The sequence below is a fragment of the Shewanella sp. HN-41 genome (assembly GCF_000217915.1).
In the GTDB taxonomy this organism is placed as follows: Bacteria; Pseudomonadota; Gammaproteobacteria; order Enterobacterales; family Shewanellaceae; genus Shewanella.
The window spans coordinates 170,619-193,910 of sequence record NZ_AFOZ01000040.1; the positions used below are offsets into that span (position 1 = coordinate 170,619).

The 23,292-nt window shown below is 46.5% G+C and carries 12 protein-coding genes and 2 pseudogenes; 3 read left to right on the top strand and 11 right to left on the bottom strand.

Annotated elements, in window-relative coordinates:
- Positions 1–382: 382 nt before the first annotated feature.
- Positions 383–1,042, top strand: coding sequence for a hexitol phosphatase HxpB (gene hxpB, locus SOHN41_RS15375; RefSeq protein WP_007650732.1), 660 nt, complete (start codon positions 383–385; stop codon positions 1,040–1,042).
- 142 nt (positions 1,043–1,184) lie between these two features.
- Here hxpB and SOHN41_RS20650 read toward each other — a convergent pair whose 3' ends face one another.
- From SOHN41_RS20650 to ampD, 10 genes and pseudogenes are all read right to left on the bottom strand, one after another.
- The gene (locus tag SOHN41_RS20650; RefSeq protein WP_420705326.1) at positions 1,185–2,024 is read right to left on the bottom strand and encodes a M13-type metalloendopeptidase; all 840 of its coding nucleotides are present in this window, start codon (positions 2,022–2,024) and stop codon (positions 1,185–1,187) included.
- A pseudogene (locus SOHN41_RS20655) lies at positions 2,016–3,226 on the bottom strand (M13 family peptidase); the annotation flags it as partial. The gene SOHN41_RS20650 and the pseudogene SOHN41_RS20655, both read right to left, overlap by 9 nt.
- Positions 3,227–3,425: 199 nt before the next feature.
- Entirely contained in the window at positions 3,426–5,642 is a 2,217-nt protein-coding gene (locus SOHN41_RS15385; protein ID WP_037459343.1) for a patatin-like phospholipase family protein, read from the bottom strand.
- A 77-nt stretch (positions 5,643–5,719) separates the two neighbouring features.
- Complete coding sequence (locus SOHN41_RS15390) at positions 5,720–10,177, bottom strand: EAL domain-containing protein (RefSeq protein ID WP_037459345.1); 4,458 nt, start codon at positions 10,175–10,177, stop codon at positions 5,720–5,722.
- A gap of 189 nt (positions 10,178–10,366) precedes the next feature.
- A complete protein-coding gene (gene lpdA, locus SOHN41_RS15395; protein WP_007650749.1) occupies positions 10,367–11,794 on the bottom strand; it encodes a dihydrolipoyl dehydrogenase in 1,428 nt (475 codons plus the stop codon).
- A gap of 149 nt (positions 11,795–11,943) precedes the next feature.
- Positions 11,944–13,951: pseudogene (aceF, locus tag SOHN41_RS15400) on the bottom strand (dihydrolipoyllysine-residue acetyltransferase).
- 12 nt (positions 13,952–13,963) lie between these two features.
- Positions 13,964–16,630 carry a pyruvate dehydrogenase (acetyl-transferring), homodimeric type gene (aceE, locus tag SOHN41_RS15405; RefSeq protein WP_007650753.1) on the bottom strand — a complete coding sequence of 889 codons (2,667 nt, stop codon included), beginning with the start codon at positions 16,628–16,630 and terminating at the stop codon, positions 13,964–13,966.
- 81 nt (positions 16,631–16,711) lie between these two features.
- The gene (pdhR, locus tag SOHN41_RS15410; protein WP_007650755.1) at positions 16,712–17,464 is read right to left on the bottom strand and encodes a pyruvate dehydrogenase complex transcriptional repressor PdhR; all 753 of its coding nucleotides are present in this window, start codon (positions 17,462–17,464) and stop codon (positions 16,712–16,714) included.
- 459 nt (positions 17,465–17,923) lie between these two features.
- Entirely contained in the window at positions 17,924–18,775 is an 852-nt protein-coding gene (gene ampE, locus SOHN41_RS15420; protein WP_007650760.1) for a beta-lactamase regulator AmpE, read from the bottom strand.
- Between the two features lie 115 nt (positions 18,776–18,890).
- On the bottom strand, positions 18,891–19,430 hold the full coding sequence (gene ampD, locus SOHN41_RS15425) for a 1,6-anhydro-N-acetylmuramyl-L-alanine amidase AmpD (protein ID WP_007650761.1): 540 nt from the start codon (positions 19,428–19,430) through the stop codon (positions 18,891–18,893).
- A 246-nt stretch (positions 19,431–19,676) separates the two neighbouring features.
- On the opposite strand from ampD, the gene nadC reads away from it, so the two are divergent.
- Positions 19,677–20,570, top strand: a complete 894-nt coding sequence (gene nadC, locus SOHN41_RS15430; protein WP_007650762.1) for a carboxylating nicotinate-nucleotide diphosphorylase — start codon at positions 19,677–19,679, stop codon at positions 20,568–20,570.
- A gap of 910 nt (positions 20,571–21,480) precedes the next feature.
- Positions 21,481–21,855 carry a prepilin-type N-terminal cleavage/methylation domain-containing protein gene (locus SOHN41_RS15435; RefSeq protein ID WP_007650763.1) on the top strand — a complete coding sequence of 125 codons (375 nt, stop codon included), beginning with the start codon at positions 21,481–21,483 and terminating at the stop codon, positions 21,853–21,855.
- A 51-nt stretch (positions 21,856–21,906) separates the two neighbouring features.
- Here SOHN41_RS15435 and SOHN41_RS15440 read toward each other — a convergent pair whose 3' ends face one another.
- Positions 21,907–23,265: an O-antigen ligase family protein gene (locus tag SOHN41_RS15440; protein WP_007650766.1), complete on the bottom strand. Its 1,359-nt coding sequence runs from the start codon at positions 23,263–23,265 to the stop codon at positions 21,907–21,909.
- Positions 23,266–23,292: the final 27 nt, after the last annotated feature.

A 23,292-nucleotide genomic window follows, 5' to 3' on the forward strand; every position in this document is an offset into this window, starting at 1 on the left:
TATTGAAGCTGACAGTCCGACATGATCGACCCGTATTTCCGGCCTGCAGTATACTACAGCTTTGCAAAAGTATGAATCAGGTCACACTCGACGAAAGATGAAATAAGGGTCAAATCCGGCGGCGATACCCAACTTACGGGAAGAATAAAACAAGGGAAATTAGACAATAGTTTGAAAACAGATAAAAAACCATACTGAACAGATAGTTAACATGTTTTCACAAATTTGAAATCAAACAAGGATTTTTCAGCACTGTGGCTTAAATAAGCGTAAATATTTCTCAACTTTGTGGATTTGAGCTTTTAAGATGCAAGGCAAAAACTTACACTCAAGCGCAATTTATCACATGTCTAAGTGATTATCCCTATCCATCGGAGTACCAATGACAACCCTTAACGTTCAAGCCGTCATTTTTGATATGGATGGCGTTTTAATTGATTCAGAACCCCTATGGCAACGCGTCGAATATGAAGTGCTATCCGCCCTCGGCGTGCCCGTCACCATAGAAACGATTCAACAAACCACTGGGCTACGTATCGATCAATGTGTCGATTATTGGTATCACAAAGCCCCTTGGCCCGAATACGACAATATGAAAGTCAGCCAGATGATAGTGGATAAAGTCGCCAGTGAAATCCTGATCAGCGGCAAGGCCATGTTAGGTGTCCATGGGGCGATTGCCCATTGCCAAGCTCTGGGGCTCAAAATCGGCTTAGCCACATCATCCCCAAATACCATTATCCAAGCGGTATTAACTAGGTTAGATCTTAGTGAAAAATTTATGGCAATTGAATCGGCCGAACACCTTATCTACGGCAAACCCCACCCTGAGGTCTATTTAAACTGCGCTAAGACCCTAGGCGTCGATCCCCGCCATTGCCTCGCCATCGAAGATTCCTTTAATGGCTTGATCGCCGCCCGCGCCGCCAATATGCAAACTGTCGCCATTCCCGCCGCTGAACAAAGGGGTGAAGCTAAATGGGTAATAGCACACCATCAAGCAGACACTTTGCTCGATTTACCAAAGATATTAACGGCGTAATAGCCGAGCTAGGTTTTAGATTTCTTTTTGCGGCAGGATAATTTGATAACATATTTGTCCTGAATATTTCTAATGGCAACCTTTTGCATCCCCGCAGTAAAAAGCCAGACATTGTCTGGCTTTTTACTATTAACTCAATCTGTTACCAGATTTTAACTCTTTCCTCAGGCGCTAAATACATCTTGTCACCTTCTTTCATATCAAAGGCTTTGTAGAAAGCTTCGAGATTACGTGGCGTACCCATTGCGCGGTAATGGCTAGGTGAATGGGGATCGGTCAACAAACGACGTCCCAGTTCTTCATCGCGGTAGTTACGGCGCCACACTTGTGACCAACCCACAAAGAAACGCTGCTCGCCGGTTAAGCCGTCGATCACGGGTGCAGGCTTGCCGTCTAAGCTCATCAGATAGGAACGTGCTGCGACGGTTAATCCACCTAAGTCCCCGATGTTTTCCCCTAAGGTCAAATCACCATTAACGAATTTGCCCGGCAATGCTTCATAGCCAGAATACTGAGCCGAAAGCTGTTTGCCACGTTTTTGGAATTCTTCCCTGTCTTTATCCGACCACCAATCACGTAGGTTACCGTCACCATCGTACTTAGCGCCTTGGTCATCGAAACCATGGCTGATTTCATGGCCAATCACGGCACCGATACCACCGTAGTTCACCGCATCATCGGCATCCATATTAAAGAAGGGTGGCTGCAGAATGGCGGCAGGGAACACGATTTCGTTTTTCACTGGGCTGTAGTATGCGTTTACCGTTTGTGGCGTCATGCCCCATTCGGTACGATCGATTGGCTTGCCTAGCTTGTTTAACATATCTTGATATTCGAACTGGGCATAACGCATATAGTTACCCACCAGCTCGTCGGATTTGATCTCTAAACCCGAGTAATCTCTCCACTTATCTGGATAGCCGATTTTGTAGGTAAATTTAGCCAGTTTTTCCTGGGCGGCGACCTTAGTTTCAGGAGTCATCCATTCGAGTTCATTGATGCTGACTTCAAAACCTTTGATCAAGTTTTTGATCATGGTTTCCATACGCGCTTTAGCTTCTGGCTTAAAGTATTGCTTAACGTACTCTTCGCCCACGAGCTCGCCTATCACTTGGTCGGCGCCATCAACCGCTTTTTTCCAGCGAGGTTGCTGCTCTTCGATCCCCATTAAGGTTTTACTCTTAAAAGCGAAGTTCAAATCAACAAAGTTTTTGCTTAACAGCTCGGCATAACTGTCCACTAAGTGGAACGCGAGATAATCCTGCCAAGCTGCAACGGGGAAGGCATTGAAGTTTGCCCCCAGTTTTTCAAAATAAGAAGGCTGACGCACAACCACTTCAGTGACTTTGTCGCCAAAACCGGCGCTCGCTGCAAAGGCATTAAAATCGAACTGACCCGTTAACTGTTGCAGTTCAGCACGATCACGTTTGTTATAGACCTTATTCGCATCACGGGATTCAACGCGACTCCACTGACTTTGCGCCAGCATCAGTTCGATCTCCGCCACGTTTTTCGCCGCCCGCTTAGCGTCCTTATAACCCGCCTCTGTCAGTATGTCGGTGACATACTTGGCCATCGCTTGGCGATTAGCGGCAAACTTAGGATCATCCTTAAGATAATAATCGCGATCCGGTAGCGTGAGACCCGACTGGCTTAAATACACCGCATATTGGGTCGAATTTTTGGCGTCGTTATTAACGAAAAACCAAAGGGAATACTAGCACCGCTAGTCAGTAACTTACCCATGACTGCGGGTAAATCGGCATGGGTTTTCGCGCTGGCAATATCATTTAATAACGGATTAAGTGGTGTAACACCTAAGGTTTCCAGCAGTTCGGTATTCATAAAGCTGGCATTAAAGTCACCGATTTTCTGTTCATTAGAGCCCATCGCTGGATTCTTTTTCGCGGCCACTTCATCGATGATCTTTTTCAATGCATCTTGGCTTTGATCGTAGAGCACAGAAAATGCGCCGTAGTTAGATTTATCGGCAGGAATGGGCGTATTCGCCAACCATTTACCGTTAACGCTGTAATAGAAATCGTCTTGATGGCGAACTGAGGCATCAAAGTTTTGTAATTCAATGCCAGAAACCGCGGCGACTTCAGTTTTAGGCTCGCTGCTGCAAGCGGCTAACCCTAAACTCAAGGCGATCCCCAGAGCTAGTGTGCTAATTTTCTTCATTGTTTTCCCCAGCTTCCGTTGAGAGTGTTATTTATTTTCCCGCAAGACCTTAGCATCTTGCCCTGCCCCGCAGTAGCAAGATTTTGTAAAAGGATATGACATTTTAGCGGCTATTTGGGTTCTTCTCGTCAGATCTATAACTCAAAAAAGGAATGATTCTAGCTATGCCCATATTGATTATCTATGGCTAAATCATCGCCTAAAAGGCTTTACCTATAAATAAATAGAAGGATTTATCACCCATATCTGTGATCCCAAAGCCCAGTGCTGCAGGCCCCATCGATGTATCTGTGCCTACATACAAGCTCGAGGCATAGATCAGATCAGATAGGCTAACATCGGACCTTTCATACCAAACATTTCCCGCCTCTAAACTCCAACCTAGATATAAGGGGTAATCCGTCATACCTAAGGCATCACGCCCCAAGTCATACTGATAAATAAAGGCACCAAAGATTTTATGTGCACCCTCCAGTGAATCTTTGTGATAACCAGACAGGTTTAAGAAGCCACCTAGCTCGGAAAGGTGCAGCGTATTGAAGCCATCATTGTTATTGGTGGCAAGTGAGGTTTTACCCACAAAAGCATGGTTGCCCACGCTCAATGCCCCTTTCCAGTCGGCCTCAATCTGCACGCTGTATTCATTTTCATTGTTGTCGACAATATCGGCGAAATCTTCATTGCGCACATAGACGTTGAAGGTGACACGATTACCCGATGTAGGGAAACTGATGCTATCTAAACTATCGTAACCAAATTTAAAATAGGCACCATAGGAGCTGAAATCAAAATCCTCAGTGAGCCAGGCATCGTTGACTATCGAACCTTTCTCCGCCACCATCCCAAGCTCAACCATGCCCTGCAGGATAAAGTTATACCCGATACCAAGTTCAACAGTATGGGTTCTCTTATCGAAATCGAAGACACGATTGTTATTGTCGTATAACCCCCAACTTTGGGTATCGTACTGATAACGCGCACGGCTATAAAACTCCTGATCCCTATCCAAAGGTTGATAAAATTCGGTGGCAAATAACCTTTCAAATCCGAGCTTAACTTCATTACGCCATTCGCCACCGTTACGGGTGAGATCTGTCATTGTGTAAGCCATATCGAAGGCGATGGCCGAATCATCACTAAAGTCATCCTCCCAATTAAAGCCTAATTGGAAGTAATTTGGTCCCCATGACTTAGCATGAGTGCTGACTGTGAGTACCCGTCCTTCTTCACCCTCGACAAATTCGGCGTCAACACGCTCAAATTTATTGAGGGAGTAAATTCGTTTTAATGCTTCATTCAGCTCATCTTTAGTGACCGATTGCCCCTCTTTAAGTTCTAAGGTCTCCTTCAATAGATTGAGGCTCACCTTAGAGTGGTTATCGAACACAATTTTCTTTATTGGATGGCTCACACCTGCGATAAGCACTTTACCCTTGGCTTGTTTGGCCGCAACGTAGGCAGCATATTCCTCGGGGCTCACACTCATAGTGCTCAGTTTATCAAGCTGACTATTGGCGGCCTCTCTACCTAAAGTTAATGCCAGCGGCATGATAGTAAAATCTGTGGTGCTTAAGTCATCGATCGCGGGACGGATCAACACATCATTATCTGTCAGCAGTTCCTTTTGTTTGGTGGTGCTGGCATTGGTCAAAAAGTTAGAAAGCTGATCGAGCACCGCAATCGTACTGTCTAACTTATCTTTTTTGACTAGGGGTGAACCAATGTCCACGGCGATAATAATATCGGCACCCATAGCCTTAACCACATCGACGGGCATATTGTTGGCAATACCGCCATCGACGAGCAATTTGCCATCGATTTGTGTAGGTTGAAGCGCACCGGGGACTGTGGCAGAGGCCTGCATCGCCTTGACTATGCTACCTTGGGAGATCACTACGGGTAAGCTGGTTTCTAAGTCAGTCGCCACCGCTCGGTAGGGAATGGCTAAATCATCAAAATCACCAAACTGACTCACTAAATCCGTTGATTGTCGCAATAGCTGCGACATGGTCTGACCCCGCAGTAAACCGCTAGGCGCCCTCACTTCGCCTTCGTTGTAGCCGATATTGAGGGGAATATTGTAGCGATCCCTTAGCTGTTTATCTCGATAACTCAACACATTGCGCGGGATAGTATCCGAGTAACCACTGTCCCAATTGACGCCCATCATAATGGCTTCGACCTCACTCGCACTGTAACCCAGAGAGTACATGCCAGCGACATAAGCACCGATACTCGTACCAGCAACATAATCGACTGGAATATGGTGTTCTTCCAATATTTTGAGCACCCCTACGTGGGCCGCTCCCTTGGCGCCACCACCACTGAGCACCAGCCCTATTTTAGGCCGTTCGGCCGCAATTAGAGGGGTGAGGAATAGACATAAAAAGAGAGAAGCGAGTATTCTACGCATCATAATGGGTTACTTTTTATAGGATACAAATTCGATTTATATTAACAAATTTATCTATTTAACCGTCAGTCATATTTTATCTAAATCGACTCAGCTTGATTATCTATCACTAAATAATGTTCAAAGTCACTCACTGACATAGGTTTGGCGAAATAGTAACCTTGGATAATATAACACCCTCTGCTAAAGACCTGTTCCAACTGCTCTACGGTTTCAATCCCTTCGGCAACCACATTTAGTTTTAGGTTACGCGCTAATTCGACAATACTACTGACAATGGCCTGATCGGCGGTGTTAGTCGCAATATCAATCAAAAATGAACGATCGATTTTCAAAGTATTCACGTCAAAGTGACGCAAATAGGCCAGAGAAGAATATCCTGTCCCAAAATCATCGATGGCGACTTCAATACCTAAGGACTTTAATTGGGTCAAATGGCTCTTTGCTACTTGCAACTCTTTCATCAATACCCCTTCGGTAATTTCGAGCCCTAGGGATGAGGTTGGCATCTGAGTTTCTGCAAGTATCTGCTTTATGCCCTCGATAAAATCGGATTGGCGGAAATGAATCGCCGATATATTGACCGATAATTTGAATGGTTCAGCACAAGTCTTTACCCATTTAGCCCCATGTATACAGGCTTGGCGCAAAACCCAACGATCGATCTCAACAATCAAGCCACAGGCTTCCGCTACCTTAATAAAAATATCGGGGCGAATAAATCCTTCCTTCGGATGCCGCCACCGGATCAAAGCCTCCATTCCGATAAATCTATCACCACGTAAAATATCAATTTGTGGTTGATAATAGAGTTCAAACTCCTCTCGTTCGATGGCTTTGCGTAGATCGGCTTCTAGGCGTAAATGGTATAGCGCCTGGGCATTGCGTTCCGACGAGTAATATTTAAAATTACCCCGTCCCTCCTCCTTGGCGTGGTACATGGCGAGGTCGGCATTCTTGATAAAGGCTTCGGGCTGCACCGCATCATCGGGCCAAATACTGATACCAATACTGGTCGAAATGTAAAACTCCCGACCAAACAGTTTAAAGGGTGCCTTTATTTGTTCTAAAAGTCGTTCTGCCAAATGATTAATCTCATCTAAACTATTGGCATTTTTCAATAAAATAACAAATTCATCGCCACCAAACCGACAGAGTAAGTGCTCACTGCCTATGCATGATTGAAGACGATTAGATGCCTCCACCAGCAAGGCATCTCCCATGCTATGACCATAGGAATCATTAACATGCTTAAATCGATCGAGATCGAGGAATAATAATGCGAGCTTATCACCCGTTTGCAGTGCCACCTGTATCGACTGTAACAAACGGCTCGAAAACAAAGATCGATTGGATAATCCCGTCAGTACGTCATAATTTGCCAATCGCCGCAAATCGGCCTCTGTCCGTTTTCGCTCTGTAATATCTGAAAATACAACGACATAATGAACTATATTTTCATGTGCCGAATGCATAAGCGACACATTGAGCCATACTGGGCACAGCAACCCACTCTGCCCCACTAATTCCCGTTCCCCCGTCCAAGAGGTGTCTTGCCCAAGTAACTGAGCCACTTCGGTAGAGAGGCCATCCTTCATTTGCACAAATTGGGAAAATGATTGACCGACTAAATCCGTTTGTTCAGTGCCGATAATATGCTGCGCCGCATGGTTCGCAACCCGAATATTTTCATCGGCATCCAAAATCAACACGCCTTCAGATGTATTTTCAAAGGCTTGCGCAAGCAAATTCACTTCATCTTCAAGCTTACGCTGCAGAGTAATATCACTATAAATACCAGCGACTCGCTCTATTTCATGGGTTTGCTTATTACGAGCAACAGGACGTCCCCTAACCCTTAACCAGCCCCAGCTTCCATCTTTACGCTGGTAACGATATTCGGCCTCGAAACGGTCCTGCTCACCCGCCAACATCTTATTCCACTGCTCGAGGGTCTGATTTTTATCCTTTGGATGTATAGGTAACTCCTCGAGTGGAACGACAATTTCATTTGCATGGGTGCCCAGTACGGCCCCCCGATTATCCAGATAAAAGCGTTGAGTATCCTTATGCCACTCCCATAGATCAGAATCACTACCGCGCAAAGACTGTCTAAGTCGATCATCACTCTCTGTCAGTGCTTGGTTCATATTCATAAAAGTGCGCACTTGCCGTTGCCGATACCAAGCCAAGCTCAGCGCAATAATAGAAAAGAACACTAGCAACACGCCTTTAAATCCTTGAGTTAACCACCAATGCTGCTTGACGGAGAAGGGATAGGAAAAAGGTTTATCGGACCATATTCCATTGGCTTGACTCAGGATATCTAAAACATACTGCCCCGCCGCTAAGCCTGCGAGGTTGATCTGTGACTCGCCTTGCAGCAAAACATAATGACCCTCCTCGCCTTGATAACGTAAACGGTACTTAAATTTAATTGGAGAATCATCAAGATAATCTAAATTGGTGATCTGCAAGCTCACCATATTGGCATCGGGCTTGATGGTCATCATGGGCTTTGGCAGAAGCGACACCTCAGTAGCGTTATCGTAATAAACGGAAACGGACTCGAGCATCACATGATCATCGGTAATACGGTTGACAAGTTTATCCACATCCAAGTGCATAACCCCTTCGGGCGTGCCTAAATAGAGGCCCGAATTGGGGGAATAAAAATAAGATCCCTCATTCATCTCATCGGAAATAAAACCGTCGAGCTGATTGAACACAGCAATGCTGCCTGTCTGTTTATCTTGACTAATAAGGGAATCGGCACAGGCGATTAAATTAGCATTCTCTGTCTTTTGGATAAAAAATACTGAGCTGCAATTGACCTGCCACTGGGAAGTTAAAGATGTTAACTTCCCCTTCTGTTGCTGGTATTCGAATAAGCCTTTTTCATAGGTACCAAACCACATCACCCCAGGTGACATTTCTTCCAAATGGCTTACCGTAGGTGTTGAAGCTAAGGCGCTAAATAAGCCCATTTGATTATGGAACTCATTTTGACCATCGATATAGCCAAAGACTTTTTTACCACCTATCCATAACTTACCATCGGACGCACGATAAAGCGTGCGTATAGTAGGTTGTTTAGGACCATTGACGGACTTATCTATGTTAAAAGGTTGCGGCTCCTTCAAACCTAGCTCCCAAAAATAGAGCCCCGTCGAGGTTGCAATCCAAACGCGGTCCTTAAGGAGGGGATCGCTATAGGTACCGTAAATCAGTTTATTTTTGAACTCATCTTTGCCATCGACCCACTTTGCAAAACTGCTACCTTGGTGGCTGCGCTTATCGACAACAAAGAGTCCACTCGTAGTAGATACCAGCAGATAGTGACCTTCAAACTCATTGATATTATAGATACTTTCATGGGAGTTTAAGCCCTCAATCGGGATCTCGATCGCTTTATCGCTCCCCTTAGCAATCAAGGTTAGGTTTGAGGAACCGAGCCAAAGACCTTCATCTGTCGCACGCACAGACCAAGTCATAGCATCGCTCAATGCATAGGGTTTATCCTCAGTAAAAGTATCGAGGATAAAATCTGGCTTTGAGGCGAGGAGTGCTAAGCCATCGCCAGAGCCACCCACCCACATTAGCCCAGAGTGGTCAAATAACATGGCCTTGAGGGTTTCCATATTCGCCCCCGCCTTTAGCTCCTGCTGATGGTTCTCAATCTGCCGTGTCTCGGGCGACCACTTTAATAGGCCGATACGGCTGGCAAGCCACAGATCCCCATTAGGATCCTCAACGATCGCCGAGCTCCAATCGGGTAACTCAGCAACGGGGGTAATTTGTCGGGATATTGGCTCAAGTTGATAGACGCCACGGCCAGCGGCAATCCAAATGCGATGCTGTGAATCCTCTAACATATCGAAAATGCTGCCCATAGATTCAGTCCAAGAATATTGGAACAGCCGTTCGCCCTTGTTATCGAGGAGCTCTAGTTGCAACTGCCCTGCAACCAACATTTGTCCATTGGGCATAAGCAATAACTTGCGCCAAGGAAGATCGCGATTAACGGGCAATTGAGTAATGAGTTGCAGTGTGGACTCTGAAGGGGAAAACTCATAGATCTGACCATTATCAATCAATAGTCGCCATGTTTGATTGTCCATTCGAGCCGCGGATATCAGGGCACCACCCGGGAAATGTGGAAACAAATCTGGTGAGCCTAGGGCCGTAAATTGATTTTTTGCTATATCGTAGAGGAAAGTCGCCGCACCGGTACTCACCAGTAATCTGTCCCGATCGATATTGACTACGGCAGTCAGAAAATCATCCGTAAGGCGCGATTCGGTACCGATTTTATCGATGCGCCGCACCTTAGAGTTACTCACCCGATACAGACCCTGCTCAGTCGCCGCCCAGACAAAGCCGTAATCATCGAGGGTTAACGCCCGAATACTGGTCGCCTCGAGTCCGTCCCTATCGGTAAAAACACGCTGCACTAAGCCACTCGCCCAAACCGTATTTAGGCTAGTAAAGAAAAGGATGAAACATATTAGAAGTGTTCTAGTTATTTTTGTTTGCATTTGACGACTTACTTCATACCGTATTTGTAATGTAGCAGCTCAACTCTAGCAATTCACCCGCTTGTTTACATTAAAGTTACATTTTTTGCGAAGCAATAAAAAAGCGCTCATATGAGCGCTTTTTTAGATACCCAAGTTAGCTGAAGATACGAGTTTCATCTTCAGGTTATTTGAGTATAAACAGCTAAATTACTTTTTCTTTGCCTTTGGGTTTGGCAGGTCAGTAATAGAACCTTCGTAGATTTCAGCCGCTAGACCAACAGACTCATGTAGAGTTGGGTGAGCGTGGATAGTCAATGCTAAATCTTCGGCATCACAACCCATTTCGATAGCTAGACCGATTTCGCCTAACAGTTCGCCACCGTTCACACCAACGATAGCACCACCGATCACGCGGTGAGTGTCTTTATCGAAAATCAGCTTAGTCATACCTTCGCTCGCATCAGATGCGATAGCGCGGCCACTTGCAGCCCATGGGAAAGTCGCGGTTTCGTAAGCAATACCTTGCTCTTTAGCTTCTTTCTCAGTCAGACCAACCCAGGCCACTTCAGGGTCTGTGTAAGCGATTGATGGGATCACTTTTGGATCGAAGTAGTGCTTCATACCAGCGATCACTTCGGCCGCGACGTGGCCTTCGTGCACGCCTTTGTGAGCCAACATTGGTTGACCAACGATGTCACCGATGGCGTAGATGTGCGGTACGTTAGTACGTAATTGCTTGTCTACGTTGATGAAACCACGCTCGTCGATCTTAACGCCTGCTTTTTCAGCGTCGATCAGCTTGCCATTCGGTGTACGGCCGATAGCCACTAATACGGCATCGTAACGTACAGCTTCCGTTGGCGCGCTCTTGCCTTCCATAGAAACGTAGATACCGTCTTCACGGGCTTCAACCGCGGTGACTTTAGTTTCGAGGATCAGGTTGAATTTCTTCTTGATTTGCTTAGTGAATACGCGAACCACATCTTTATCAGCGGCAGGGATCACTTGGTCAAACATTTCAACCACGTCGATTTCACTGCCTAAAGAAGCGTACACAGTCCCCATTTCTAGGCCGATAATACCGCCGCCCATCACTAACAACTTGCCAGGAACTTCTTTCAGTTCTAATGCGTCGGTCGAATCCCAAATACGTGGGTCTTCATGGGGAATAAATGGCAATTTGATAGGGCGAGAACCGGCTGCGATGATCGCTTGCTCGAACTGAACGACAGTCACAGTGCCGTCTTCAGCAGTCACTTCCAGCGTGTTAGGGCCAGTGAACTTACCGAAACCGTTAACTACGTTCACTTTACGCATCTTGGACATACCGCCCAAGCCGCCAGTCAATTGGCTAATCACTTTTTCTTTAAAGCCGCGTAACTTATCTAAATCGATAGTCGGCTCACCGAACACAACACCGTGTGCAGCAACGGCTTTGGCTTCTTCGATAACTTTAGCGACGTGTAACAGTGCTTTAGATGGGATACAACCCACGTTAAGACACACACCACCTAAAGTGCTAAAACGTTCAACGATAACGGTTTGTAGACCTAAGTCCGCCGCACGGAAAGCCGCAGAATAACCTGCTGGGCCTGCTCCTAATACCACTACCTGAGTTTTGATTTCGTTACTCATGTTTTCCTCTAATTCTCATTCAATCCGTTGGAGGAGACCAATCCTGCCAACCGAAAATGCGCTAGCGCGTAAGGTGGGCGCATTTTAACCTGTGTTTGATACTGATCACAATAAACAAAAGGCTGCTCAAGATGAGCAGCCTTATATGCTTACAGAATCAAAGTACGAATATCGGACAGAATTCCTGACAGCGTCACACTAAAGCGTGCAGCCATCGCACCATCGATCACGCGGTGATCGTATGATAACGACAATGGCAACATCAATTTAGGCTCGAACTCTTTACCATTCCACTTAGGCTTAATTTCAGATTTAGACACACCTAAAATCGCCACGTCTGGGTAGTTCACGATAGGCGTAAACGCCGTACCGCCAATACCACCTAAACTTGAAATGGTGAAACAGCTGCCTTGCATATCGGCGGACTTCAGCTTGCCATCGCGGGCGCGGATAGAGATGTCAGCGAGTTCACGGGATAACTCGATGATACCCTTCTTATCCACATCACGCACCACTGGCACAACCAAACCGTTTGGCGTATCAACCGCCACACCGATGTGGAAATACTTCTTCTGGATCAGTGATTCGCCATCAGAGCTTAAGCTCGAGTTAAACACTGGGAACTGCTGCAACGTCTTAGCGACCGCTTTCATCATAAAGACGAGAGGTGTGATCTTATAATCGGCTTTCTTCTTCGCCGCCGCGTCGTTTTGCTGCTTACGGAACTCTTCCATTTCGGTGATATCAGCTTCATCGAACTGAGTCACGTGTGGAATAGTTACCCAGTTGCGGTGCAGGTTAGGGCCAGAAATCTTCTGGATACGGCTTAATGGGATCTCTTCCACTTCACCAAACTTGCTGAAATCCACTTTCGGTGCAGCAATCACTTGCAGACCACCACCGTTACCCGCTGCAACAGATGTTGCCGCTGTCGCCTTAGGACGAGACAGTTCGTACTTCACATACGCCTGTACGTCTTCCTTCATGATGCGACCCTTACGGCCAGAGCCTGTCACTTGGGTGAGATCCACACCAAATTCACGGGCTAAACGACGTACCGCAGGAGATGCATGTACCGCACCAGTAGAAACAGGAGTACCCGCGCTTGGGTGGTGGGGTACAGGAGGACGACTTGCTGGTGCTGGAGCAGCTACTGGTGCCGCGCTCACTGGAGCAGGTGCTGCCGCTTGAGCAACAGGCGCTGGAGCACTGCCGGCACTTACTGTTTCAATCGTCGCAATCACGCTACCTTGAGAAACCTTGTCACCCACTTTAACGGTTAACGACAACAGTTTTACCGGCGAATGGCGCAGGCACTTCCATGGTCGCCTTGTCGGTTTCAAGGGTAATTAAGCCTTGGTCAGCAGTGATTTCATCGCCCACAGACACTAGCACTTCGATCACATCGACATTGCTCGCATCGCCAATATCTGGCACGTGGATTTCTTTAACGGCAACCACTGGCGCCGCTGCCGCTACTGGGACAACAGGCGCAGCAGGAGCAGCTTGAGCCACAGGGGCTGCTGGCGCGCTTGCTTGAGGAGCAGGAGCAGCAGGTGCCGCGCCGCCCACTTCGAGCATGATCACTAATGAGCCTTGGGAAACCTTGTCACCCACAGCCACTTTCACTTCTTTCACCACACCGGCGAATGGCGATGGTACGTCCATGGTCGCTTTATCGGTTTCTAGAGTGATAAGACCTGCGTCAACCTCAATCTTATCGCCAGCGGCAACTAAGACTTCGATAACAGACACATCGGTGTCACCACCAATATCAGGTACTGTCACTTCAATCACTTTGCTCTCGCTCGCAGCAGCCACAGGGGCTGGAGCTGCTTGAACAGGTGCAGGAGCCGCTGCGACAGGAGCTGCAACCGCTGCAGGAGCTGCAACCGCTGCAGGAGCTGGAGCGGCAGCGCCCGCTGCTTGTATCATAGCAATCAAAGTACCTTCAGAGACTTTATCGCCCACAGCCACTTTCAATTCGGCTAACACACCAGCGAAAGGCGCTGGAATGTCCATGGTCGCCTTATCGCTTTCAACGGTCAGAATCGATTCTTCCGCTGCTAAGGTATCGCCCACAGAAGCACAAATTTCAATAACTTGCACTTCATCGCCGCCGATATCAGGAACAAAAACTTCTTTTAATTCAGCCATTTTCATTGCCTCTTACGCGTACTGTGGATTGATCTTGTCAACGTCGATGCCGTATTCCTTGATGGCATTAGCTAACACATCAACAGGCAACTCTTTACGATCAACCAGTGATTTCAGTGCCGCGATGACGATGAACTTAGCGTCCACTTCGAAATGGTGACGCAGGTTGTCACGGCTGTCTGAGCGACCGAAACCGTCAGTACCTAACACTTTGTAATCGGTTGGCATGTAAGCACGTAACTGTTCACCATATACTTTCATATAGTCAGTGGCCGCAATCGCAGGTGCATCACTTGAGATCACTTGGCTGATATACGCTTGTTTTGGCGTCTCGGTTGGGTGCAGCATGTTCCAACGTTCGACAGCTTGACCATCACGGGCTAATTCGTTGAAGCTGGTTACGCTGAATACGTCGGCGGTGATACCGAAGTCTTTCGCCAGTGCCTGCGCCGCTTTACGGGTTTGCTCAAGAATAGTGCCACAGCTCATTAACTGAACTTTGCCTTTACCAGAGCCAGCAACGGTTTCTAACTTATAGATACCCTTAACGATGCCAACTTCTGCACCTTCTGGCATGGCTGGTTGTTCGTAGTTTTCGTTCATTGTGGTCAGGTAGTAGAAGATATCTTCTTGGTTTTCGCCGTACATACGACGAATACCATCTTGCACCACAACGGCGATTTCATAACCGTAAGTTGGGTCGTAGGTAATACAGTTAGGGATAGTGTTCGCCAATACATGGCTGTGACCATCTTGGTGCTGTAGACCTTCACCGTTCAGCGTTGTACGACCAGAAGTACCACCGACTAAGAAGCCACGAGCACGCATATCACCCGCTGCCCAAGCCATGTCGCCAATACGTTGGAAACCAAACATTGAGTAGTAGATATAGAATGGGATCATTGGCACGTTGTTAACTGAATAACTGGTCGCAGCCGATACCCAAGATGACATAGCACCGAGTTCGTTAATGCCTTCCTGCAGAACTTGGCCGCTCTTATCTTCACGGTAGTAAGCGACTTGATCAGAGTCCTGTGGCACGTATTTTTGGCCTTCGTGGGCATAGATACCCACTTGACGGAACAGACCTTCCATACCGAAAGTACGGGCTTCGTCAGGAATAATTGGCACAATGTTTTTGCCGATTTTCTTGTCTTTTAACAGTGCAGTCAGTACGCGAACAAACGCCATAGTTGACGAAATTTCACGGCCGTTAGAACCCTGCAGAATCGAGTCGAAAATCTTCAGTGATGGTACTTCCAGCTCTTCGCTGAACTTCTGACGACGTTGTGGCACGCTACCATGCAGCGCTTCACGACGACTCATCATGTACTTCACTTCTTCCGAATCAGGACCTGGATGATAGAAAGGCAGATCTTCTAATTGGTCATCCGGGATCGGGATATTGAAACGGTCACGGAAGTAACGGATAGACTCGATACCCATTTTCTTCACGTTGTGGGCGATGTTTTTACCTTCACCCGCATCACCTAAGCCGTAACCTTTAACGGTTTTCGCAAGAATTACCGTTGGGCGACCCTTAGTTTTTTGTGCGTGATCTAAGGCAGCGTAAACTTTAACAGGATCATGACCACCACGGTTTAAGCGCCAAATGTCATCATCTGACATGTTCGCCACCATTTCGGCGGTTTCTGGGTATTTGCCGAAGAAATGTTCGCGGGTATAAGCGCCACCCTTGGCTTTACAGTTTTGGTATTCACCGTCAACGGTTTCTTCCATCAACTGCAGTAGTTTACCGCTGGTATCACGGGCTAATAATGGATCCCAGTAACGACCCCAAATCACTTTAACAACTTCCCAGCCTGCGCCGCGGAATTCGCCTTCAAGTTCTTGAATGATCTTACCGTTACCACGTACTGGGCCATCAAGACGCTGTAAGTTACAGTTAACGATAAATACTAAGTTATCTAATTCTTCACGGGCCGCTAAACCAATAGCACCTAAGGCTTCTGGCTCATCACACTCGCCATCACCTAAGAAGCAATAAACGGTTTGTGCTGAACAATCCTTCAGACCACGGTCTGTCAGATACTTAAGGAAACGCGCCTGATAGATGGCCTGGATTGGACCTAAGCCCATAGAAACCGTTGGGAATTGCCAGTAATCCGGCATCAACTTTGGATGTGGGTATGAAGATAAGCCCTTGCCATCCACCTCTTGACGGAAGTTAGCCAGCTGTTCTTCGCTTAGACGGCCTTCTAGGAATGAGCGCGCATAAATACCAGGGGCAATATGGCCTTGGAAATACACTAAATCGCCACCGTCTTTTTCATTCGGCGCGCGGAAGAAGTGGTTAAAACACACATCATAAATGGTCGCACTCGAGGCGAAACTGGAAATATGGCCGCCAAGTTCTAAGTCTTTTTTAGAACCACGCAGAACCATAGCTAAGGCGTTCCAACGGATGATGGCGCGAATGCGACGTTCCATCTCTTGGTTGCCCGGCATGTGCGGCTCTTGGCCCGCTGGAATCGTGTTCAAATAAGCGGTAGTCGCAGTGTAAGGCAAGTGTGTACCATTGCGACGTGCTTTATCGATCAGCTTCTCTAATAAAAAATGAGCGCGTTCTGGGCCTTCCTGTTCCAACACGGCTTGCAGGGCATCAACCCATTCCTGAGTCTCTAACGGATCTACGTCTTGTAGCATATCTTCAGACATGACACTGTCCTTCTCTATATACATGATAATGAATGGTGTTTGCGGCAAATCCCGGCTTAGCTAAGGGCTAAATACGGAAACTTAAGCGCCACTCTTTAATCGGCGCAAGCTTCGCTGCAACCGGCTATCTTCTTCCCGCACAGATAACATCACCTCTTCGATGTAACTTAAATGTTCATTCGAGGCTTCTCTGGCGGCTTCGGGATCACGGCGAACGATGGCAGCGAGCAGGGCCCGTCTGTGATCGTTAGCCATAGTAGAAGCTTCTTCGCGGCGGCTTAAAAGCTCCAGGTTTTGCGCCACATTTTGATGCAGCACAGGGGTTAAACTGAGTACGAGGTGTAACATAGCCACGTTATGTGACGCTTCAGCCACGGCACGGTAAAAACGCACAATGGCGGAGGCTTTTTGTTCGATACTGGTGGCAGCTTCCACCTCAAGGATCATTCGCTTGATATTTTGCATATCGGCGTCTGTACCACGCAGCGCGGCAAAGTAGGCCATCATACCTTCGGTTGCATGACGAAACTCCAGCAAGTCATATTGACTCTCCGGATCGGCATTCATTAACTCAACGATAGGGTCGGCAAGAGTCTGCCAGAGTTGCTCTTTGACATAAGTGCCACCGCCTTGGCGGCGCATTAATAACCCTTTTGCCTCAAGCTTTTGAATCGCTTCGCGCAAAGAAGGTCGAGACACTTCAAACTGGATAGCCAGCTCGCGTTCAGGCGGTAATTTCTGTCCGGGCTGTAAACTGCCCTCAAGGATCATTTGTTCTAATTGAGCCATGATCACATCAGAAATTTTTGGCTGATTAATTTTACTATAGGCCATTAGGCGCTCAGCTCCGTTGTAAATTGGTCTTACCAATTTTTATGAGTGAGCGCACTTTATCAAATCAGACTTTTGATGTCCAGATTGAAAATCAACCTAAAAAGGTGATCTACCTCAAAAGCAGTGATCTTTTCCAATCACACCCACGCTGTGAGAGCATAGTCGAAAAAAATGCCCACGGGGTCAGACCATTTAACAAAAGCACGGGCTTCGCCCTGCTAGAACGCTGCTAACAACGCAGCTACTAGGAAAAGCAGAGCGGGCTTCTCCCTGCTAGGCGCTGCAAACAACGCAGCGGATAGATTCTAGATTCTAGATTCTAGGCTGTCATCCTCGCGTATGCGGGGATCCAGCTTTGAGTACTTACGCTCGAAGTTCTAGGCCCTAGATTCTAGAAGGAGCGTAGCGACGCCCTAGCAGCGAAGCGTCCTTCTTAGCCTTCAGCGAAGCATCCTTCCTTTAACTTACCAATCCAAAAATAGTCAGTAATGAAAGTATGGCCACTATCAACGTAAAGTTGCGTTTACTCAATACTAGTAACGCAAGGGTAGACTGTACACAAATAGGTGCAGTTGGCTCCTCAGGTAAAGGCTGCGCCGCCAAGGCCGTTTCAACTACAACGGTTCTGGCGCTGGTATTGAATCTTAATGCACTACTGCGCCACGCCGCCAACCCTTCGCTAAACTGTCCGCTTAAGGCATAACCAAAGGCGAATACTCGACTCGGCAACCAATCCAAAACGGCGATAACATTATCAACAATCTGTAAATTCAAAGATTTACGTGAGTTTTCTTCGGCATAAAAACGCGCAGTGCAATATAACATGGCCCCCACAGGGCCTAAGAAAATCAAAAAAAATGCCACGGCGCCGTAATAGCGGTAGTTAATCCAAGCCACACTCTGGCCCACCTTAGCGCCTAAATCCCGCTCAGACACGGCATCTAAACATTCGCTGCAATCGAGCTCCGCTGCAAAATGATAGCAGGCTTGAACATCGGCACGACACGCCGCCTGCATGTATTTTTTAAAAATATCCCGCTGCTTTTGGTGGTTAAAACAAATGATAGCGACTAACACCCATAGGGCTAAACTCAGTAATCCCCAAAACATCCCCGAGGCTAGCCAACATAAAACGTAAACCACTAATGCGGGCAAGATTAAGGCGAGGGCAGCCATAGGTGCAGTTAAAGAGGCTTTGTCACCAAAAAATGTCGACTGATAGGACTGTAATAATTGATCACATTGCCACGATGCTGGCAGTAGCTTAAGTCGCTCCACTAAAATAGCAATTAACAGTGAAAACAATGCCATCGGTCGTACTCCTTGTAAAAATGGTTACGGATCACGGAATGCTGCACTTACGGATAACCGTAAGGGAAAGCCCGTTCCGTATTCTGTAAGGCCGTAAGCGTAGTTCCGCTTTCCATCAGCACAACGTTTTTAAATACCTTTCCCAATCAAAGCTTTGACCAGGATCCGTTTTACGCATAGGTGCTATATCACAATGCCCTACAATCCGCTCGGCACTTAATGAAGGGTATTCCAGCATTAAGGCAAGGGTCAACTCGGTTAGTTTCTGATACTGGGCGGCAGTGTAGGCTTCAGTATCTGTCCCCTCAAGCTCAATACCGATTGAAAAGTCGTTGCAGTTTTCCCTGTCACCATAACGAGAAACCCCGGCATGCCAAGCCCTATCACTACAGCTCACATATTGCACACATTCCCCATCACGGCGGATCAAAAAATGGGCCGAAACCTGCAATTGGGCTAAATCGGCAAAACTGTCATCGGCTTTGGTATCTAAACACCCTTTAAACAATTGATCAATATAAGGTAAACCAAAACATCCCGCCGGTAAGCTGATATTGTGTATCACCAATAAACTTATTTCCCCCAGAGGACGGTGATTGAAGTGTGGCGACTCACAGCGCCGAGCACCACTATACCAGCCAAACTCAAAACTCATGTTAACTCCTTAATAACGGCAAAACGTCGCTACGCGACTGCTAGGAAAAGCAGAGCGAGCTCTAGATTCTAGAAGGAGCAAAGCAACGCTCTAGCAGGACGAAGTCCACCCTCGCAGTGCAGCATCCATCTTAGCTTTCAGTGCAGCGTTCTAGCACCTAGCGGCGCAGCCATGATAATCTTAGGCCATATGCAAGCAGGCAGTCTCATCCACATGCAAGAATGCAAAAATGCAAGGATCCCAATCATGTTAGAAAACGATATTCGTCACGCCGTAAAAACCGCCCTCGCCGAAGACCTAGGTGGCACTGACATTAACGAGCATACCAAAGCCATTGCCTACGGTGATATCACCGCCCTGCTGATCCCCGCCGATAAATACGCCGAAGCGACCCTAATCACCCGTGAGGAAGGGGTGTTTTGCGGTAAAGCATGGGCGGAACAGGTCTTTAATCAATTAGGTGCCGAAGTCGCATTACATTGGCATGTCGATGATGGTGACCTCGTATTACCCAATCAAGTCCTTTGTGAATTATCTGGTCCGGCCCGCACTATTCTCACCGGCGAGCGCACCGCCATGAACTTTATTCAAACCCTATCGGGCGTGGCCACATTAACCAAACACTATGTCGATAAGCTGGCAGGCACACATACACGCCTACTCGATACTCGCAAAACTATTCCCGGCCTACGCACGGCGCAAAAATATGCCGTCACCTGTGGTGGCGGCAAAAATCACCGAATCGGTCTTTATGATGCGTTTTTAATTAAGGAAAATCATATCATAGCCTGCGGTGGCATACGCCAAGCGGTGGATGCTGCTCGCAACTTACACCCCGACAAACCCGTAGAGGTCGAAGTCGAATCGTTAGCAGAACTGGCATTAGCGCTGGATTCTGGCGCAGATATCATCATGTTGGATAACTTCGATATCACTATGATGATCGATGCTGTTGAGCTTAACAACCAGTCTCTCGCTAATGGCAAAGCCAAGGGCGCGGGAGCCAAGCTCGAAGTCTCGGGTAATGTCACCTTAGACACCTTAGCCGAGTTCGCCAAAACGGGCGTCGATTATATCTCAGTAGGCGCACTCACTAAGCACGTTCGCGCATTAGATCTATCAATGCGGCTAAAAAGCTAAGAAGGGCGCTGCAAGAATCGAGAATCTAGGACGCTTCGCTGCTAGGGCCTAGATTCTATCCGCAGCGCTTTTTGCAGCATCCTAGCAGGGCGAGGCCCGCTCTGTTTTTTCTAGCAGCTGTGTTTTTTGCAGCGTCCTAACAGGATGAAGCCTCTCCTTCTTCTCATACAAATTAATGACTAAATATTGGCATTAGTCATACTCGCAGCATTTATATTGACGATGTCAAATTTTTGTTAGAACAGAATTCTGTATGCTGCCAGTTTTTTAGACAAAATAATCATTTTATTAATGTTTTCTATAAAATTGTTGTTTCATTTTATTTAACTTTGTACTAACTTTTACAAAGGCGAGATGGCCATAGGCCAACCTCACCAAAGGCAAGCATATACCATCGGCAAGTTTCTATAAGCCTGCAGATTTAAAGGATAGAGTAAAGGATGGAGCAAAGAGGGTGTCAATAATGTGTCAACCGAAAGTAGGCACGACAGTGAGACCTCAAATATGCTTGATGCGTCACCTTAAAGGTATTGACTGATAAAGTGTCCGACAATGGCTTTAGGGGGAGGTAAAGGTTCATCGTAGGTGAAGGTAAGCGGCAAGTGCAGGCTAACACCAAGCACAGGCTAGCAAAATAAGCTAAGCTAACGCGGTAAGCTTTCCCTAACGATAGATCAACTTAAGGTACGGTTGCCGAAAGGTGTATCTTTTAACCATGCTAATTAGCCCTAAGCTCTTAGACTTACATAGACTAGCAATCACCTCAAGTTAGCTTGTAAATTAGGCTTAGGTTAAACCATAAAAACTTGGCGATACAAGATGATATAGGACAAAGCCAAAGCAATAGTTGGTATAGCGATGTTATATATCAAATAAATTAGTAACTTACTGCGTAAGCTGGAGAGATAAAATGAAAGGTCTTCGTTTAAATAAAGGGCTAAATAAGCAAGCTCAAGGTTTTACCCTAATCGAATTAATGATTGTTGTCGCCATTATTGGTATTTTGGCCGCAATCGCACTGCCTGCGTATAAAGAGTATGTTAACAAAAGCAAAATCAACTCATGCTTAAGTGAAGCGAGTTCTTACACTAAAGCCGCTTCTGCTGCGGTAATAGGAGAAACGACTATTCCTGTCTATGCAGCTGTATCATGCGCATCAAGTACTGTTACAACACCTACAGACCTAGCAAGTTTGACAGGAAGTCCAACTTACACAGCAAAAGATGAAGGCGCAACAGTGATCACTTGTGCTTGGGATACTGCAACTTGTGAAGCAGGCTCTTAATCAAATATCCAAAGCTGTAAAATTTGGCCGCTAATTTGGCGGCCTTTTAATTTAATACCCAAGTAATCCATTTAACCAAATCCGCGGAAACAGAGCAGACCGTAATGCATCATGTTGGTAAGTAGTCAATATTAACCCACTCAGTATCGTCACGCTAAAAAACACCCCAAGCCTCTCTCTTATTCCAATGTTAACGATACTCCTAGTTTGAGAGGGCATCTGCAATGCCAGTAAGAAAACCAGCAGCAACTGTGCAAATGGCATGACGACAACACCACTAAACTGTGAATAGCACAGGCCAGATAACAGCGCATAAACAATAGGAATAAGCATCAAATCCTTTGTTTGCTGGACATAGCGCAATCTTTGATAGATCCGACTTCCCCCCCAAGCAATGCACACCATAGCGCTTACCACACCGTACTCGTAAAGCAATTGCATCATAGCATTATGGGGATGGGCATGGGGTAACGGCTTACCTTCAGCCCACGTAAAACTCATCGGCCCAAAGCCTAACCATAGGCTTTCGGGCATAGCGTTAAGCACATACAGCCATAAATCAAGCCGGCCTGAACTACCAGTGCGCAGCTGAAAAGTGGTAGTATCCATCAACCAGTAAGGGATCAAGATAATGAACACCAACCAAAGGCAGATACCTAAAAACAGGGTTTGCAACAGGGTTAGCATTAATCGCTTACGGGCATTTACATCCACAAACCACCACAATAGAACCGTAATGAAAATAAGCGATAACATCGCACCCCGCGCTTCAGTTTGTAACAACACCATCCAGTGCATTGCAACAATAGCAACAGTGACTCGCTTAAACTTGACTAAGTTCTCAGTAAAAAAAGCCAACAAAAGCAGCGGTATAACCATCACTTGCAGCTGATTAAAGAAACGGACATTTACATACCCAGATAGCAAGCCATGGATGTCGAAGCTTTGGGAGTCTGCATATGAAAAAAATAAAAATAACATATACTTAGAAAGTGTCATTATAGAAAAAAGTAATGCACCTGCATAAATTGAGGAGCACAAAGTCGCACGATTAATAGACCTGGCACAAATAGCAAACAAGTAAAATGCCACCGCAAGGAGACCAAAGTTAACCAGTTCGACCATAGACCAAAAGGGGTTCAGACCGAAACAGGCGGACACTATGGCCAATATTAAAAATATGAATCCAACTGCTATAGTCGCTCTTGAGAAGGTGAACAACTCAAGATTTTTAACAAAGCAAGCGCCTAATGAGGCCAGCCAAATAAAACCCAGCACGAGAAAACGCTTTAGATCATACTCATTGTTAACACCAGTAAAATAAGCAAAATCTGATGCAAACACTGTCCCCAAGAAAAATACACAAGTAAAAGTAATAAATACCGTCCATGAATAAGAACTTAACGTCATGTTTCTTCCTTTAAGTTTTTATGTTTA